Origin of the sequence: Streptomyces sp. NPDC052101 (assembly GCF_040680235.1) — a bacterium.
Lineage (GTDB): Bacteria > Actinomycetota > Actinomycetes > Streptomycetales > Streptomycetaceae > Streptomyces.
The window spans coordinates 65,013-81,359 of sequence record NZ_JBFAWH010000021.1; the positions used below are offsets into that span (position 1 = coordinate 65,013).

The following is a 16,347-nucleotide window of genomic DNA, read 5'->3' on the forward strand; positions in this document are numbered from 1 at the left end:
CGGTGCGGACACCCACCTACGGCAATCGCACACATCCACCACCTGGGGGTTGAATCAAGTGGCTGACGAGGCAGAACTCCGCGACTATCTCAAGAGGGCCATCGCGGACGCCCGCACCGCCCGCAAGCGGCTGCGCGAGGTCCAGGACCAGGCGCGCGAGCCGATCGCCATCGTCTCCATGGCGTGCCGGTACCCCGGTGGTGTCTCCTCGCCCGAGGAGCTGTGGCAGCTCGTCGCCGCAGGGGGCGACGCCGTCTCCGACTTCCCCGACGACCGGGGCTGGGACCTGGAGGCCCTGTTCGACGAAGACCCGGACCACGCGGGCACGTCGTACGTCACCCAGGGCGGCTTCCTCAAGGGCGCGGGCCTCTTCGACGCGGGCTTCTTCGGGATCTCGCCGCGTGAGGCGCTGGCGATGGATCCGCAGCAGCGGCTGCTCCTGGAGACCTCCTGGGAGGCCCTGGAGCGGGCGGGCATCGACCCGGTCTCGCTGAAGGGCACCGAGGTCGGCGTCTTCTCCGGCCTGTCCGGCCAGGGCTACGGCGCCGGTGCCGGTGTGGTGCCTCCGGAAGTGGAAGGCTTCGCGGGCACGGGGGCCTCGTCCTGTGTGGCATCGGGCCGGGTGTCGTACGTGCTCGGCTTCGAAGGCCCTGCGGTGTCCCTCGACACGGGGTGTTCCTCGTCGCTCGTGGCCATGCATCTGGCCGCGCAGGCGCTGCGCCAGGGCGAGTGCTCGATGGCCCTGGCCGGCGGTGCGATGGTGATGTCGAGTCCCGGCTCCTTCGTGTCGTTCTCGCGTCAGCGCGGCCTGGCCGCCGACGGCCGCTGCAAGGCGTTCGCGGACGGCACGGACGGAATGGGCCTGGCCGAGGGCGTCGGTGTCGTCCTCCTGGAGCGGCTCTCAGTGGCGCGGGAGCGCGGGCACAGGGTCCTGGCGGTGCTGCGCGGCAGCGCGGTGAACCAGGACGGCGCGTCGAACGGTCTCACGGCTCCGAACGGTCCCTCGCAGCAGCGGGTGATCCGCAAGGCGCTGTCCAACGCGGGGCTCGCCCCGGCGGACGTGGACGTCGTGGAGGGCCACGGCACGGGTACGGCCCTGGGCGACCCGATCGAGGCGCAGGCGCTGCTCGCGACCTACGGCAAGGACCGCGATCCCGAAAAGCCCCTGTGGCTCGGCTCGTTGAAGTCCAACATCGGGCACACACAGGCCGCCGCGGGCGTGGGCAGCGTCATCAAGATGGTGCAGGCGCTCCGGCACGGCACGATGCCGTCCACGCTGCACGTGGACGAGCCGACGACCGAGGTGGACTGGTCGGCGGGCGCGGTGGAGCTGCTGACGGAGGCTAGGGAGTGGCCGCGCGAGGGCCGTCCGCGCCGGGCCGGTGTCTCCTCGTTCGGCGTCAGCGGGACGAACGCGCACCTGATCCTGGAGGAGGCGCCCACCGAGGAGCTGGCTGCCACGGAACTGGCTGTTACGGAACCGGCTGTTGCGGAGACGGCGACCGGTGGTGTGGTGCCGCTGGTGGTGTCCGCGCACCATGCCGGTTCGCTGGCGGGGCAGGCCGAGCGGCTCGTCTCGTTCCTGGAGTCCGGTGCCGGCGGGGCATCGCTGACGGACGTCGCCGGCGCGCTGGTGACGGGGCGTGCGCTGCTGAGCGAGCGTGCGGTGGTCGTGGCCGGCTCGGACGAGGAGGCGCTCGCGGGACTGCGCGCCCTGGCACACGGCGAGAGCGGCGCCAACCTGCTGACCGGCAACGCCGGTTCGGGTGGGCCGGGCAAGGTCGTGTGGGTGTTCCCGGGTCAGGGCTCGCAGTGGGTCGGTATGGGCCGGGAGTTGCTGGAGTCCTCGCCGGTGTTCGCCGAGCGGATCGCTGAGTGTGCGGCTGCGCTGGAGCCGTGGATCGACTGGTCCCTCGTCGATGTGCTGCGTGGGGAGGCTGCTCCGGAGCTGCTGGAGCGCGTGGACGTGGTGCAGCCCGCCAGCTTCGCCGTGATGGTGGGTCTGGCGGCGGTGTGGTCGTCCTCGGGAGTCGAGCCCGATGCTGTGCTGGGCCACTCGCAGGGTGAGATCGCGGCCGCGTGTGTGTCGGGTGCGCTGTCGCTGGCGGATGCCGCGAAGGTGGTTGCGCTGCGGAGCCAGGCGATCGGTGAGCGGTTGGCGGGGCGTGGTGGCATGGCCTCGGTCGCGCTGACCGAGAGCGAGGCTGTCGCGTGTCTTGAGCGTTGGTCGGATCGTGTCGAGGTCGCGGCGGTCAACGGCCCGTCCTCCGTGGTGATCGCGGGTGACGCGCAGGCGCTGGACGAGGCACTTCAGGCTCTCTCGGACGACGGTGTCCGGGTGCGCCGGGTCGCGGTGGACTATGCCTCGCACACCCGCCACGTGGAGGACATTCGCGACGCCCTCGCCGAGACGCTGGACGGCATCGACGCTCAGGCACCGGCGATCCCCTTCTTCTCCACGGTCACCGGCACCTGGGTCGACGAGGCCGGTGTCCTCGACGGCGGCTACTGGTATCGCAACCTGCGCGGCCAGGTCGGCTTCGGACCGGCCGTCGCCGAGCTGATCCGGCAGGGCCACAAGGCGTTCATCGAGGTCAGTGCCCATCCGGTCCTCGTCCAGCCGATCACCGAAACCGTTGATGAAGCCGAGGGCCGCGTGGACGCGGTGGTGACCGGTTCGCTGCGGCGCGAAGAGGGCGGCCTGCGTCGCCTGATGGCCTCGATGGCCGAGGTGTTCGTGCGCGGCGTCCCCGTGGACTGGACCGGCATCCTGCCCGCCGCCACGGCAGCGGGCGTGGACCTGCCGACGTACGCCTTCGACCGCCAGCACTACTGGCTCCAGCCCACCGGGACCGGCGGCGACGCCGTCTCCCTCGGACTCGCCGGAGCCGATCACCCGCTGCTCGGCGCCATGGTCCGGCTGCCCCACTCCGACGGGCTGGTGTTCACCTCGCGCCTGTCGCTGAGGTCGCACCCCTGGCTGGCCGATCACGCGATCGGCGGTCTGGCGCTCCTTCCGGGCACGGGCCTGGTCGAGCTGGCCGTGCGGGCTGGTGACGAGGCCGGGTGCAGCGTCCTGGAGGAGCTGGTGATCGAGGCGCCCCTCGTGGTGCCCGAGCACGGCGGTGTACGGATGCAGGTCGCCGTGGGCGCGCCTGCCGAGAACGGCTCGCGCACCGTGGAGGTCTACTCGCAGCGCGAGGACGCTTCCGGTGACGGGGAGGTGTGGACGCGGCACGCCACCGGCACGCTGTCGGCCTCGGCCCCGGCTCCCGGCACGGACTTCGACTTCGCCGCCTGGCCGCCACCGGGGGCGCAGCAGGTCGAGCTGGACGCCGACGGCTTCTACGACGAACTGCGTGAGCGCGGTGTCGGCTACGGCCCCGCTTTCCAGGGCGTGCGCGCGGTGTGGCGGCGCGGCGAGGAGCTGTTCGCCGAGGTCGCCCTGCCCGAGGAACAGCGCAAGGACGCCGACAGGTTCGGCATCCACCCCGCGTTGCTCGACGCAGCCCTGCAGACCGGGACGTTCCGCGCAGTGGCGGACGCGGGGTCGCAGGACGGGGCCGGGCAGCCGCTGCTGGCGTTCTCCTGGAACGGGCTGGTGCTGCACGCCTCGGGCGCCTCGGCACTGCGGGTGCGGGTCGCCCCGAGCGGCCCGGACGCGCTGTCGGTCGACGCGGCGGACGAGACCGGCGCCCTGGTCGTGACGATGGACTCGCTGGTGTCCCGGGCCGTTTCCGCCGAGCAGCTGCAGACGGCGGCGGACTCGGCGGCCGCCGACTCGCTGTTCCGGGTGGACTGGAGCGAACTGCCCCCGGTCCAGGGGGCTCAGCCCGCGCCCGCGTGGGTGCCGGTGGCCACCGCGGCCGAGGTCGAGGCCCTGGCCCTGAGCGGCGAGGCTCCGGCGGTCGCGGTGCTGGAGGCCGTCGGCGGTGCGGGCGACGATGCCGTACTGGCGCTGACCACCCGGGTCCTGGCGGTCGTACAGGCGTGGCTGGGCGCGGAGGGCCTGGAGGAGTCGCGGCTCGTCGTCGTGACCCGGGGCGCGGTGCCCGCCGGTGACGGCGTGGTGAGCGACCCGGCGGGCGCGGCGGTGTGGGGTCTGGTGCGCGCCGCGCAGGCCGAGAACCCGGACCGCGTCGTGCTGCTCGACACGGACACGGACACGGACACTGACGCCGACGGTCCGGGAGTGGTCCTGGGGGCGGCGCTGGCCGGCGGTGAGCCGCAGCTCGCGGTGCGCGGCACGGTCCAGTTCATGCCCCGGCTCGCCCGGGTGACCGGTCAAGCGACCGACGCGGAAGCGGTGTTCAAGGCGGGCGGGACCGTCCTGGTCTCGGGCGGCGGGTCGCTGGGCGAACTCGTCACCCGGCACCTGGTCGCGCGGCACGGCGTACGCCACCTCGTGCTGGCCAGCCGTCGCGGCCCGGACGCCGAGGGCGTGCGGGACCTGGTCGCCGAGCTGACCGGGCAGGGCGCGGCCGTGTCGGTCGTGGCCTGTGACGTCTCCGACCGCGACCAGGTCAAGGCGCTGCTCGCCGCGGTGCCGGACGAGCACCCCCTCACCGGCGTGGTCCACACGGCCGGTGTGTTCGAGGCCGGGCTCGTCGGGACGCTGACCGCCGACCGCCTGGCGCGGGTATTCGCGCCGAAGGTGGACGCCGTACGCCACCTCGACGAGCTGACCCGCGGCCTGGACCTGGACGCGTTCCTCGTCTACTCCTCCGCCTCGTCCGTCTTCCTCGGCGCCGGCAGCAGCGGCTACGCGGCGGCCAACGCCTTCCTGGACGGCCTGATGGCCCACCGCCGCGCTGCGGGCCTGCCGGGGCTCGCGCTGTCCTGGGGCACCTGGGCGTACGCCACCAACATGACCACCCACCTGGGCGCCGACGACCAGGCGAGCATGAGCAGGCGCACCAGCCGCGACGGTGTCGTGGCGCTCACGCCCGCCGAGGGCATGGAGCTGTTCGACGCCGCGCTCGCATCCGAGGAGTCGCTCCTCGTGCCGGTCAAGCTGGACCTGCGCGCGGTGCGATCCGGTGCGGCGGCCGGAGGTACGGTGCCGCATCTGCTGCGCGGTCTCGTACCGGCGGGACGGCAGCAGGCACGGGCGGCGGCCGCGAAGGACGGCGACCTGCTGGGCCGGCTTTCCGGGCTCGCCGAGCCGGAGCAGGAGGCCATGGTCCTCGACCTGGTGCGCACCCAGGCCGCGGTCGTGCTCGGACACAGCGGGCCGGAGAGCATCCGGCCGGAGACCGCCTTCAAGGAGGTCGGGTTCGACTCGCTGACCTCGGTGGAGCTGCGCAACCGGCTGCGTGAGGCGACCGGTCTGAAGCTGCCCGCCACGCTGGTCTTCGACCAGCCGACCCCGCTCGTGCTCACCCGCTATCTGCGCAGTGAACTCGGTATCGGCGACGACGTGTTGGCCCGGGTGAACGCGAAGATAGAAGACGTCGAGTCGGTGATCGCTGCAGTGACCCTCGACGAATCCATGAGAGCGGGTATCGCGCTCCGCCTTCAGGGCCTGGTCGCGAAGTGTAATGGGGTCGTCGAGCAGACGGCTGTCTCCACGGTGGCCGAGCAACTGGAATCCGCGTCGGCCGACGAAGTCCTCGACTTCATCCATGGGGAACTCGGGCTCGTGTGAGACCGGTTCAGGGCATCCGGCTCCATCAACATTCTCGTGAGGACTGACGAATGGCCACGGACGAACAACTCCTCAAGACCCTCAAGCGCGTCACCACGGAATTGCACAACCTGCGCAAGCAGGGCACGTCGCACGCGGGCGAGCCGATTGCCATCGTGGGCATGGCGTGCCGGCTGCCGGGCGGGGTGACAGGGCCCGAGGATCTGTGGCAGTTGGTGCGGGAGGGCCGCGACGCCGTGTCGGGGTTCCCCGAGGACCGTGGCTGGGAGCTGGACGGCCTGTTCGACCCGGACCCCGACAACCCCGGCACCTCCTACACCGATCAGGGCGGCTTCCTGCAGGGGGCCGGCCTGTTCGACGCCGGGTTCTTCGGGATCTCGCCGCGTGAGGCGCTGGCGATGGACCCGCAGCAGCGGCTGCTGCTGGAGACCTCCTGGGAGGCGCTGGAGCAGGCGGGCATCGACCCGGTCGCGCTGAAGGGCACCGACGTCGGTGTGTTCGCGGGCGTGGCCAGCCAGGGATACGGCTCCGGGGGCAGCGGGGTCGCGCCGGAGCTGGAGAGCTTCACCGGCACCGGCGTGGCGTCGAGCGTGGCCTCCGGCCGGGTGTCGTACGTCTTCGGCTTCGAGGGTCCCGCCGTGTCCGTGGACACGGCGTGTTCGTCGTCGCTGGTGGCCATCCATCTGGCCGCGCAGGCGCTGCGGCAGGGCGAGTGCTCGCTCGCCCTGGCCGGCGGCGCGATGGTGATGTCGACCCCCGGCACCTTCGTGGTGTTCTCGCGTCAGCAGGGCATGGCCGCCGACGGCCGGTGCAAGGCGTTCTCGGACGGCGCGGACGGCATGGGCCTGTCCGAGGGCGCGGGCGTGGTGGTCCTGGAGCGGCTCTCCGAGGCGCGGGAGCGCGGCCACCGGGTGCTCGCCGTCATCCGCGGCAGCGCCGTCAACCAGGACGGCGCGTCCAACGGGCTCACCGCGCCCAACGGCCCCTCCCAGCAGCGGGTCATCCGCAAGGCCCTGGCCGGCGCCGGACTGGTCTCGGCGGACGTGGACGTCGTGGAGGCGCACGGCACCGGTACGGCGCTGGGCGACCCGATCGAGGCGCAGGCGCTGCTGGCCACGTACGGACAGGGCCGGGACCCGCAGAAGCCGCTGTGGCTCGGCTCGTTGAAGTCGAACATCGGGCACACGCAGCAGGCCGCGGGCGTGTCCAGTGTCATCAAGATGGTGCAGGCGCTGCGGTACGGCGTGCTGCCCCCGACCCTGCACGCACAGGTGCCGACGACCGAGGTCGACTGGTCCGCGGGCGCGGTGGAGCTGCTGAGCGAGGCCCGCGACTGGTCGCGCAACGGGCATCCGCGCCGCGCCGGTGTCTCCTCGTTCGGCATCAGCGGCACGAACGCGCACCTGATCCTGGAGGAGGCGCCCGAGGAGGCGGCGGAGCCCGCCTTGGACGGGACGGCACCCGCGGGTGTGGTCCCGCTGGTGGTGTCGGCGCGCGGCGAGGGCTCCCTGGCGGGCCAGGCGCAGCGACTGGCCGCGCACCTGGAGTCCGCGGACGCGGCGCCGCTGCCGCGCGTGGCCGGGGCACTGCTCTCCCAGCGGGCGCTGCTGCCCGAGCGCGCCGTGGTCCTGGCCGGTTCGGACCAGGAGGCCCTGGCCGGACTCGGGGCGGTGGCCCGGGGCGAGCACGCGGCCGGTGTCGTCACCGGCCGGGCGGCCGGCTCGGGCGGACCGGGCAAGGTCGTCTGGGTGTTCCCGGGCCAGGGCTCGCAGCGCGCGGGGATGGGCCGTGAACTGTACGACCGCCACCCGGTGTTCGCACGGGCCCTGGACGAGGCGTGCGAGCAGCTGGACGCGTGCCTGGCCGGGCGGGTCGGCCACCCGGTACGGGACGTGGTCCTCGGCAGGGTGCCGGGCAGCGCCGAGCTGCTGAACCAGACCGTGTTCACCCAGGCGGGCCTGTTCGCGGTGGAGAGCGCCCTGTTCCGGCTCGTGGAGTCCTGGGGCGTACGGCCGGACGCGGTCATCGGCCACTCGATCGGCGAGATCGCCGCCGCGCACGCGGCGGGCGTGCTGTCGCTGCCGGACGCGGCGCGTCTCGTCGCGGCCCGGGGCCGGCTGATGCAGGCCCTGCCGCCGGGCGGCGCGATGGTCGCGGTGGCCGCGAGCGAGGCACAGGTCGCCGGCCTGCTCGGCGAGGGCGTGGAGGTCGCGGCGGTCAACGGCCCGTCCTCGGTGGTGCTCTCCGGCGACGAGGACGCGGTCCTCGCGGCGGCCGGCCGGCTGCGCGAGCAGGGGCACAAGACGAAGCGCCTCGTGGTCTCGCACGCCTTCCACTCCCGGCGGATGGAGCCGATGCTGGCCGACTTCGCCGCCCAACTGGCCGAGGTGGAGTGGCACTCGCCCGAGATCCCGGTGATCTCCAACGTGACCGGTCGCCTCGCCGCCCCCGACGAGCTGGCCGACCCGCAGTACTGGGCCGGCCATGTGCGCCGGCCGGTGCGGTTCGCCGACGGGATCGCCGCCGCGGTCGAGCACGGCGGCACGCTGTTCGTGGAGCTGGGCCCGGGCGCGGCCCTGACCGGCCTCGTCGAGGAGACGGCCGGCGCCGCCGGCGCGCGGGCGACCTGTGTGGCGGCCCTGCGCGACGGCCGCCCCGAGGAGCAGACCCTGCTGGCCTCGCTGGCCGAACTGTTCGTGCGCGGCGTGCCCGTCGACTTCAGCGGCCTGCTCCCCGACGGCGGCGGCGCGCCCGCCCGCGTGGACCTGCCGACGTACGCCTTCGACCACCGGCACTACTGGCTGCACACCGCCGACGCGGCGACGGACGCCGCCTCCCTGGGGCAGGCGGCGGCCGGCCACCCGTTGCTCGGCGCGGTGGTGCAGCTGCCGCAGTCCGACGGCCTGGTGCTCACCTCACGCCTCTCACTGAAGTCCCACCCCTGGCTGGCCGACCACGCCGTCGGCGGTGTGGTGCTCGTCCCGGGCACGGGCCTGGTGGAGCTGGCCGTACGCGCCGGTGACGAGACCGGCTGCGGGGTCCTGGACGAGCTGGTGATCGAGGCGCCGCTGGTGGTACCGCAGCAGGGCGGCGTACGCGTCCTGGTCGCCGTGGGCGCACCCGACGGCACCGGCGCACGCCCCGTCGAGATCTACTCCCTGCGCGAGGACGCACCCGCTGACGGGGACGCCTGGACGCGGCACGCCACCGGCACCCTCTCGGCCCCGGCTCCGGCCCGGGGCACGGACTTCGACTTCGCCGCCTGGCCGCCGCCCGGCGCCCAGCGGATCGAGACCGGCGACTTCTACGCCGGCCTGACCGAGCGCGGCTACGGCTACGGCCCGGCGTTCCAGGGCCTGCGCGCGGTGTGGCGGCGCGGCGAGGAGGTCTTCGCCGAGGCCGCCCTGCCCGAGGAACACCGGGAGAGCGCCGGCACGTTCGGCATCCACCCGGCGCTCCTGGACGCCGCCCTGCACGCCGGGATGTTCGGCACCGAGGCCGACGCGGCGGGGGAGGAGGACCCCGGCCGGCCGGTACTGCCGTTCGCGTGGAACGGCCTGGCGCTGCACGCCGCGGGCGCCCCCGCGCTGCGTATCCGCCTGACCTCCGCCGGGCCCGGCGCCGTGTCGCTCCAGGCGGCCGACGAGACCGGCGGCCTCGTCGTGACGCTGGACTCGCTGGTGTCCCGGCCGGTCTCCGCCGAGCAGCTCCGGACGGCGACGGACTCCGCGGTCGCCGACTCGCTGTTCCAGGTGGACTGGACCGAACTGCCCCCGGCCCAGGGCATGGCGCCCGCGCCGACGTGGGCGCCGGTGGCCTCGGCCGAGGACGTGACGTCCCTGGCCGCTGCTGAGGAGATTCCGGCGGTGGCCGTCCTCCAGGCCATCGGCGACGACGGCAGGGAAGACGCCGTACTCGCCCTGTCCGCACGGGTGTTGAGCGTGCTGCAGGCATGGCTGGCCACGGACGGCCTCGACGACGCGCGGCTCGTGGTCGCCACCCGGGGCGCGGTCCCCGCCGGCGCCGACGGCGCGGTGTCGGACCCGGCCGGAGCGGCGGTGTGGGGTCTGGTGCGCGCCGCGCAGGCCGAGAACCCGGACCGCGTCCTTCTGATCGACGCCGACCCGGCCGCCGACGACGGCGTACTGCCCGTGCTGGGACTGGTGCTGGCCGGCGGGGAGCCCCAGGTCGCCGTGCGCGGCACGGCACTGTCGGCCCCCCGCCTCGCCCGCGCCGCCGCCGGTCAACTCCCGGACATCTCCGAGGTGTTCGCCCCGGACGGTACGGTCCTGGTCACGGGCGGCACCGGATCGCTGGGCGCGCTGCTGGCCCGGCACCTGGTCACCGGGTACGGCGTACGCCACCTGGTCCTCGCCAGCCGTCGCGGCCCGGACGCCGAGGGTGCGCGGGAGCTGGTGGCCGAGCTGACCGGGCAGGGCGCGGAGGTCTCCGTCGTGGCCTGTGACGTCTCCGACCGCGACCAGGCGCAGACCCTGCTGGCCTCCATATCCGACGAGCACCCCCTGCGCGGTGTGGTGCACACGGCCGGTGTCCTGGACGACGGCGTGCTCGGGGCGCTGACCCCCGAGCGCCTGGCCAGGGTGTTCGCACCGAAGGTGGACGCCGTACGCCACCTCGACGAGCTGACCCGGGACCTGGACCTCGACGCGTTCGCCGTGTTCTCGTCCGCCTCGGGTGTGTTCGGATCGGCGGGCCAGGGCAACTACGCGGCGGCCAACGCCTTCCTCGACGGACTGATGGCCGAGCGCCGCGCGGCGGGCCTGCCCGGCCTCTCCCTGGCCTGGGGCCTGTGGGAGCAGGACGCCGGAATGACCGCCCACCTGGGCGACGCGGACCAGGCGCGGGCCAGCCGCGGCGGCGTCCTCGCGATCACGGCCACCGAGGGCATGGAGCTGTTCGACGCCGCCCTCGCCTCCGGGCAGGCGCTGCTCGTACCGATCAAGATGGACCTCCGCGGGGCGCGCTCCGGCGGGGCCGTACCGCACCTGCTGCGCGGCCTCGTACCGGCGGGACGGCAGCAGGCACGGGCGGCGGCCGCCAAGGACGGCGACCTGTCCGGCCGGCTCGCCGGACTCGGCACTGCGGAACAGCAGGCGCTCCTCCTCGACCTGGTGCGGACCCAGGCCGCCGTCGTACTCGGCCACAGCGGCGCCGACAGCGTCCGGGCGGACACCGCGTTCAACGAGGCCGGGTTCGACTCGCTGACCTCGGTGGAGCTGCGCAACCGGCTGCGCGAGGCGACCGGCCTGAAGCTGCCCGCCACCCTGATCTTCGACTACCCGACCCCGCAGGCCCTCGCCGGCTATCTGCACGAGGAGTTCGGGGACACCGCGGCGGCCGGCACGCCCGCCCAGGCCGCGGCCCCCGTCGCGGACCCCGACGAGCCGATCGCCATCGTGGGCATGTCCTGCCGACTGCCCGGCGGGGTGACGAGCCCCGATTCCCTGTGGCGGATGGTGTACGAGGGCCGCGAGGGCATGTCCGACTTCCCCGAGGACCGCGGCTGGGACCTGGAGGACCTGTTCGACGACGACCCGGACAGCGTGGGCACGTCGTACGCCCGGCAGGGCGGCTTCGTGCAGGGCGCCGGCCTGTTCGACGCCGGGTTCTTCGGGATCTCGCCGCGCGAGGCGCTGGCGATGGACCCGCAGCAGCGACTGCTCCTGGAGACCTCCTGGGAGGCCCTGGAGAGCGCCGGAGTCGACCCGACCTCCCTGAAGGGCACCGACGTCGGTGTGTTCTCCGGCGTGTCCAACCAGGGGTACGGCGCCGGAGTGGCCGCACCGGAGCTGGAGGGCTTCGCGAGCACGGGCACCGCGGGAAGCGTGGCCTCGGGCCGCATCTCGTATGTGTTCGGCTTCGAGGGCCCGGCCGTCACGGTGGACACGGCGTGCTCGTCGTCGCTGGTGGCGATGCATCTGGCCGCGCAGGCGCTGCGGCAGGGTGAGTGTTCCATGGCGCTGGCCGGCGGCGTGACGGTGATGGCGACACCCGTCAGCTTCGTGGAGTTCTCGCGCCAGCGCGGCCTCGCCGGCGACGGCCGCTGCAAGGCGTACGCGGACGGCGCGGACGGCACGGGCTGGGCCGAGGGCGTGGGCCTGGTCGTGCTGGAGCGCCTGTCGGTGGCGCGGCAGCGCGGCCACAAGGTGCTGGCGGTGCTGGGCGGCAGCGCGGTGAACCAGGACGGTGCGTCGAACGGTCTTACGGCTCCGAACGGTCCCTCGCAGCAGCGGGTGATCCGCAAGGCACTGTCCAACGCGGGGCTCGCCCCGGCGGACGTGGACGTCGTAGAGGGCCATGGCACGGGTACGGCCCTGGGCGACCCGATCGAGGCACAGGCGCTGCTCGCGACCTACGGCAAGGACCGCGATCCCGAAAAGCCCCTGTGGCTCGGCTCATTGAAGTCCAACATCGGCCACACGCAGGCGGCCGCGGGCGTGTCCAGCGTCATCAAGATGGTGCAGGCACTGCGGCACGGCGCGCTGCCCCCGACCCTGCACGTGGACGCGCCCACGTCCCAGGTGGACTGGTCCGCGGGCGCGGTGGAGCTGCTGACGGAGGTCCGCGACTGGCCTCGCAACGGGCATCCGCGCCGCGCCGGTGTCTCCTCGTTCGGTATCAGTGGGACGAACGCGCACCTGATCCTGGAGGAGGCGCCCGAGGAGGCGGCTGTTGCGGAGACGGCGCCCGGTGGTGTGGTGCCGCTGGTGGTGTCGGCGCGCAGTGCCGGTTCGCTGGCGGGGCAGGCCGAGCGGCTCGCGGCGTTCATCGAGGGCGCCGGTCTGGCGTCGTTGTCGGGTGTCGCCGGGGCGCTGGTCGCCGACCGGGCGTTGCTGGGCGAGCGTGCGGTGGTCGTGGCCGGCTCGGACGAGGAGGCGCTTACCGGGCTGCGCGCGCTGGCGCGCGGCGAGAGCCCGGCCGGGCTGATCACCGGCAGGGTCGGCGTCTCGGGCGGGCCCGGCAAGGTCGTGTGGGTGTTCCCGGGTCAGGGCTCGCAGTGGGTCGGTATGGGCCGGGAGTTGCTGGAGTCGTCTCCGGTGTTCGCGGAGCGGATCGCGGAGTGTGCGGCTGCGCTGGAGCCGTGGATCGACTGGTCGCTCGTCGATGTGCTGCGCGGGGAGGCTGCTCCGGAGTTGCTGGAGCGCGTGGACGTGGTGCAGCCCGCCAGCTTCGCTGTGATGGTCGGTCTGGCTGCCGTCTGGTCGTCGGTGGGTGTTCGTCCTGATGCTGTGCTGGGCCACTCGCAGGGTGAGATTGCGGCCGCGTGTGTCTCGGGTGCGCTGTCGCTGGCGGATGCGGCGAAGGTGGTTGCGCTGCGGAGCCAGGCGATCGGTGAGCGGTTGGCCGGGCGTGGTGGCATGGCCTCGGTCGCGCTGACCGAGAGCGAGGCCGTTCAGCGTCTTGAGCGTTGGTCGGATCGTGTCGAGGTCGCGGCGGTCAACGGCCCGTCCTCCGTGGTGATCGCGGGTGACGCGCAGGCGCTGGACGAGGCCCTTCAGGCTCTCTCGGACGACGGTGTCCGAGTGCGCCGGGTCGCGGTGGACTACGCCTCGCACACCCGCCATGTGGAGGACATCCGCGACACGCTCGCCGAGACGCTTTCCGGTATCGATGCTCAGGTGCCGCTGGTGCCGTTCTACTCGACCGTCACAGGCGGTTGGGTGGAGGGTGCCGGGGTTCTGGACGGTGACTACTGGTACCGCAACCTGCGGGGACAGGTCGGCTTCGGACCGGCCGTGGCCGAGCTGATCCGTCAGGGCCACAAGGCGTTCATCGAGGTCAGTGCCCACCCGGTCCTCGTCCAGCCGGTCACCGAGACCGCTGATGAGAGCGACGCCGACACTGTGGTGACCGGTTCGCTGCGGCGCGAGGAAGGCGGTCTGCGGCGTCTGTTCGCCTCGATGGCCGAGCTGTTCGTTCGCGGTGTCCCCGTGGATTGGGCGGGCGCGCTGCCCGCCGGAGCCACGGCAGCGGGCGTCGACCTGCCGACGTACGCCTTCGACCACCAGCACTACTGGCTCCAGTCGGCCGAGACCACGACCGACGCCACCTCCCTCGGCCTGGCCGGGACCGATCACCCGCTGCTCGGCGCCGTGGTGGAGCTGCCGCAGTCCGACGGGCTGGTGTTCACCTCGCGTCTGTCGCTGAAGTCGCACCCCTGGCTGGCCGATCACCGGGTCGGTGGCGTGGTGCTCGTCCCGGGCACGGGCCTGGTCGAGCTGGCCGTGCGGGCCGGTGACGAGGCAGGGTGCAGTGTCCTGGAGGAACTCGTGATCGAGGCGCCGCTCGTGGTGCCCGAGCACGGCGGGGTACGCGTCCAGGTCGCCGTGAGCGGACCGGCCGGGAACGGTTCGCGCACCGTGGAGGTCTACTCGCGGCGCGAGGACACCGACGGTCCGGGCGGCGCGGACGCGTGGACGCGGCACGCCAGCGGCACGCTGTCGGACTCGGCCGCGAACCGGGGCGCGGAGTTCGACTTCGCGGCCTGGCCGCCGCCCGGTGCGGAGCCGGTGGACATCAGCGGTGGCTACGGCCTGCTCACCGAGGTGGGATACGGCTACGGCCCCGCGTTCCAGGCCGTGCGCGCCCTGTGGCGGCGCGGCGAGGAGCTGTTCGCCGAGGTCGCCCTGCCCGAGGAACACCGGCAGCAGGCCGGCGGGTTCGGCATCCACCCCGCGCTGCTCGACGCCGCCCTGCACTCGCCGCTGCTGCAGATCGCGGGGGCGGCCGCGGCTGGCGGCGGCCCCGAAGCCGGGCCGGGCGGTGCGGAGTTGAGGCTGCCGTTCGCTTGGAACGGGCTGGTGCTGCACGCCGCGGGTGCCTCGGTGCTGCGGGTGCGCCTGGCGCGGCCCGAGCGTGACGCGCTGTCGCTGGCGGCGGCGGACGAGACCGGTGCGCTGGTCGTGACGATGGACTCGCTGGTGTCCCGGATCGTCTCCGCCGAGCAGCTGGAGACGGCGGCGGACACACCGCGTGCCGACTCGCTGTTCCGGGTGGAGTGGACCGAGCTGCTGTCGCTTCGGGGCACGGGGCCCGCGCCGTCGTGGGCGCCGGTGGCCACCGCGGAAGACGTGGCGACCCTGGCCGACGACGTGGAGTCGGGCGCCGCATGCCCGGCCCTGGCGGTCCTGGAGGCCGTAGGCGGTGAGGGGGACGACGCCGTACTGGCGTTGACCAACCGAGTCCTGGAGGCCGTGCAGTGCTGGCTGAGCGGGCCCGGCCTGGAGGAGGCGCGGCTCGCCGTGCTGACCCGGGGCGCGGTGCCCGCCGGCGGCGAGGACACGGTGACCGATGCGGCGGGCGCGGCGGTGTGGGGACTGGTGCGTGCCGCGCAGGCCGAGAACCCGGACCGGATCGTCCTGGTCGACACCGATCCGGCGGCTCCGGTCTCCGGTGACGCTGCGGTGCGCGTCCTGGGCGTGGCGCTGGCGAGCGGCGAGCCTCAGCTCGCGGTGCGCGGCGATGCTGTCTCCGTACCGCGGCTGGCCCGCGTCACCACTCAAGTCACGGACACGAAACCGGTGTTCGGGCCGGAGGGCACCGTCCTGGTCTCGGGCGCCGGGTCGCTCGGCGGCCTGGTGGCCCGGCATCTGGTCGTGCGGCACGGTGTACGGAACCTGATGCTGGCCAGCCGCCGGGGTCCGGACGCCGAGGGTGTGCGGGAGCTGGTCGCCGAGCTGACCGGACAGGGCGCGGCCGTGTCGGTCGTGGCCTGTGACGTGTCGGACTTCGACCAGGTCAAGGCCCTGCTCGCCGCGGTGCCCGACGAGCACCCCCTGCGCGGTGTGGTGCACACGGCGGGCGTGACCGACGACGGTGTCATCGGGATGCTGACTCCGGAGCGCCTGGCGCGGGTGTTCGGGCCGAAGGTGGACGCGGTACGGCATCTGGATGAGTTGACGCGCGGTCTGGAGCTGGACGCGTTCGTCGTCTACTCCTCGGTCTCGGCGGTCTTCATGGGTGCGGGCAGTGGCAGTTATGCGGCGGCCAATGCCTTCCTGGACGGCCTGATGGCCCAGCGCCGGGCGGTCGGACTGCCCGGCCTCTCCCTGGCCTGGGGCCTGTGGGAGCAGACCAGCGGCATGGCCGCCGGCACCGACGACCTCACCAAGGCGCGGATGAACCGGCGCGGCGGCCTCCAGGCGATCACGCCCGCGGAGGGCATGGAGCTGTTCGACGCCGCCGTGGCGTCGGGGCGGGCCCAACTGGTGCCGGCCCAACTGGTACCGGCCAAGCTGGATCTCAGGTCGCTGCGCACCCAGGCCGCGGCCGGCGGGGGAGTGCCGCACATGCTGCGCGGCCTGGTCCGCGCGAGCCGGCAGCAGGCCCATGCGGCGGCCCCCGGTGAGACGGGCCAGGCGCTGGCCGAGCGGCTGGCCGGGCTGCCCGGGACCGAGCGGGCGAAGGTGCTGCTCGACCTGGTGCAGGGCCAGGTGGCCGCGGTGCTGGGCCACGGCGCCACGTACCGGATCGACGCGGACCAGGGGCTGTTCGAGGTCGGTTTCGACTCCCTCACCTCCATCGAACTGCGCAACCGGCTCCGCGACATCACCGAGCGGAAACTCTCGCCCAACCTCGTCTTCGACTATCCGACGGCCGGAATGCTCGCCGCCCATCTGCACGAGCTGATGTGCGGCGAAGAGGCGGCACGGCCGGTAGCGGTTTCCGTGTGAAGCAGC

At 73.7% G+C, this 16,347-nt stretch carries 2 protein-coding genes; both read left to right on the plus strand.

What is annotated here, in order from left to right:
* The first annotated feature begins 58 nt into the window (after positions 1–58).
* Positions 59–5,647 (plus strand): beta-ketoacyl synthase N-terminal-like domain-containing protein, encoded by a 5,589-nt coding sequence (locus AB0L75_RS30855; protein ID WP_365187445.1) that lies wholly within the window; start codon positions 59–61, stop codon positions 5,645–5,647.
* 50 nt (positions 5,648–5,697) lie between these two features.
* Complete coding sequence (locus AB0L75_RS30860) at positions 5,698–16,341, plus strand: type I polyketide synthase (RefSeq protein WP_365187448.1); 10,644 nt, start codon at positions 5,698–5,700, stop codon at positions 16,339–16,341.
* The last annotated feature ends 6 nt before the right edge of the window (positions 16,342–16,347 follow it).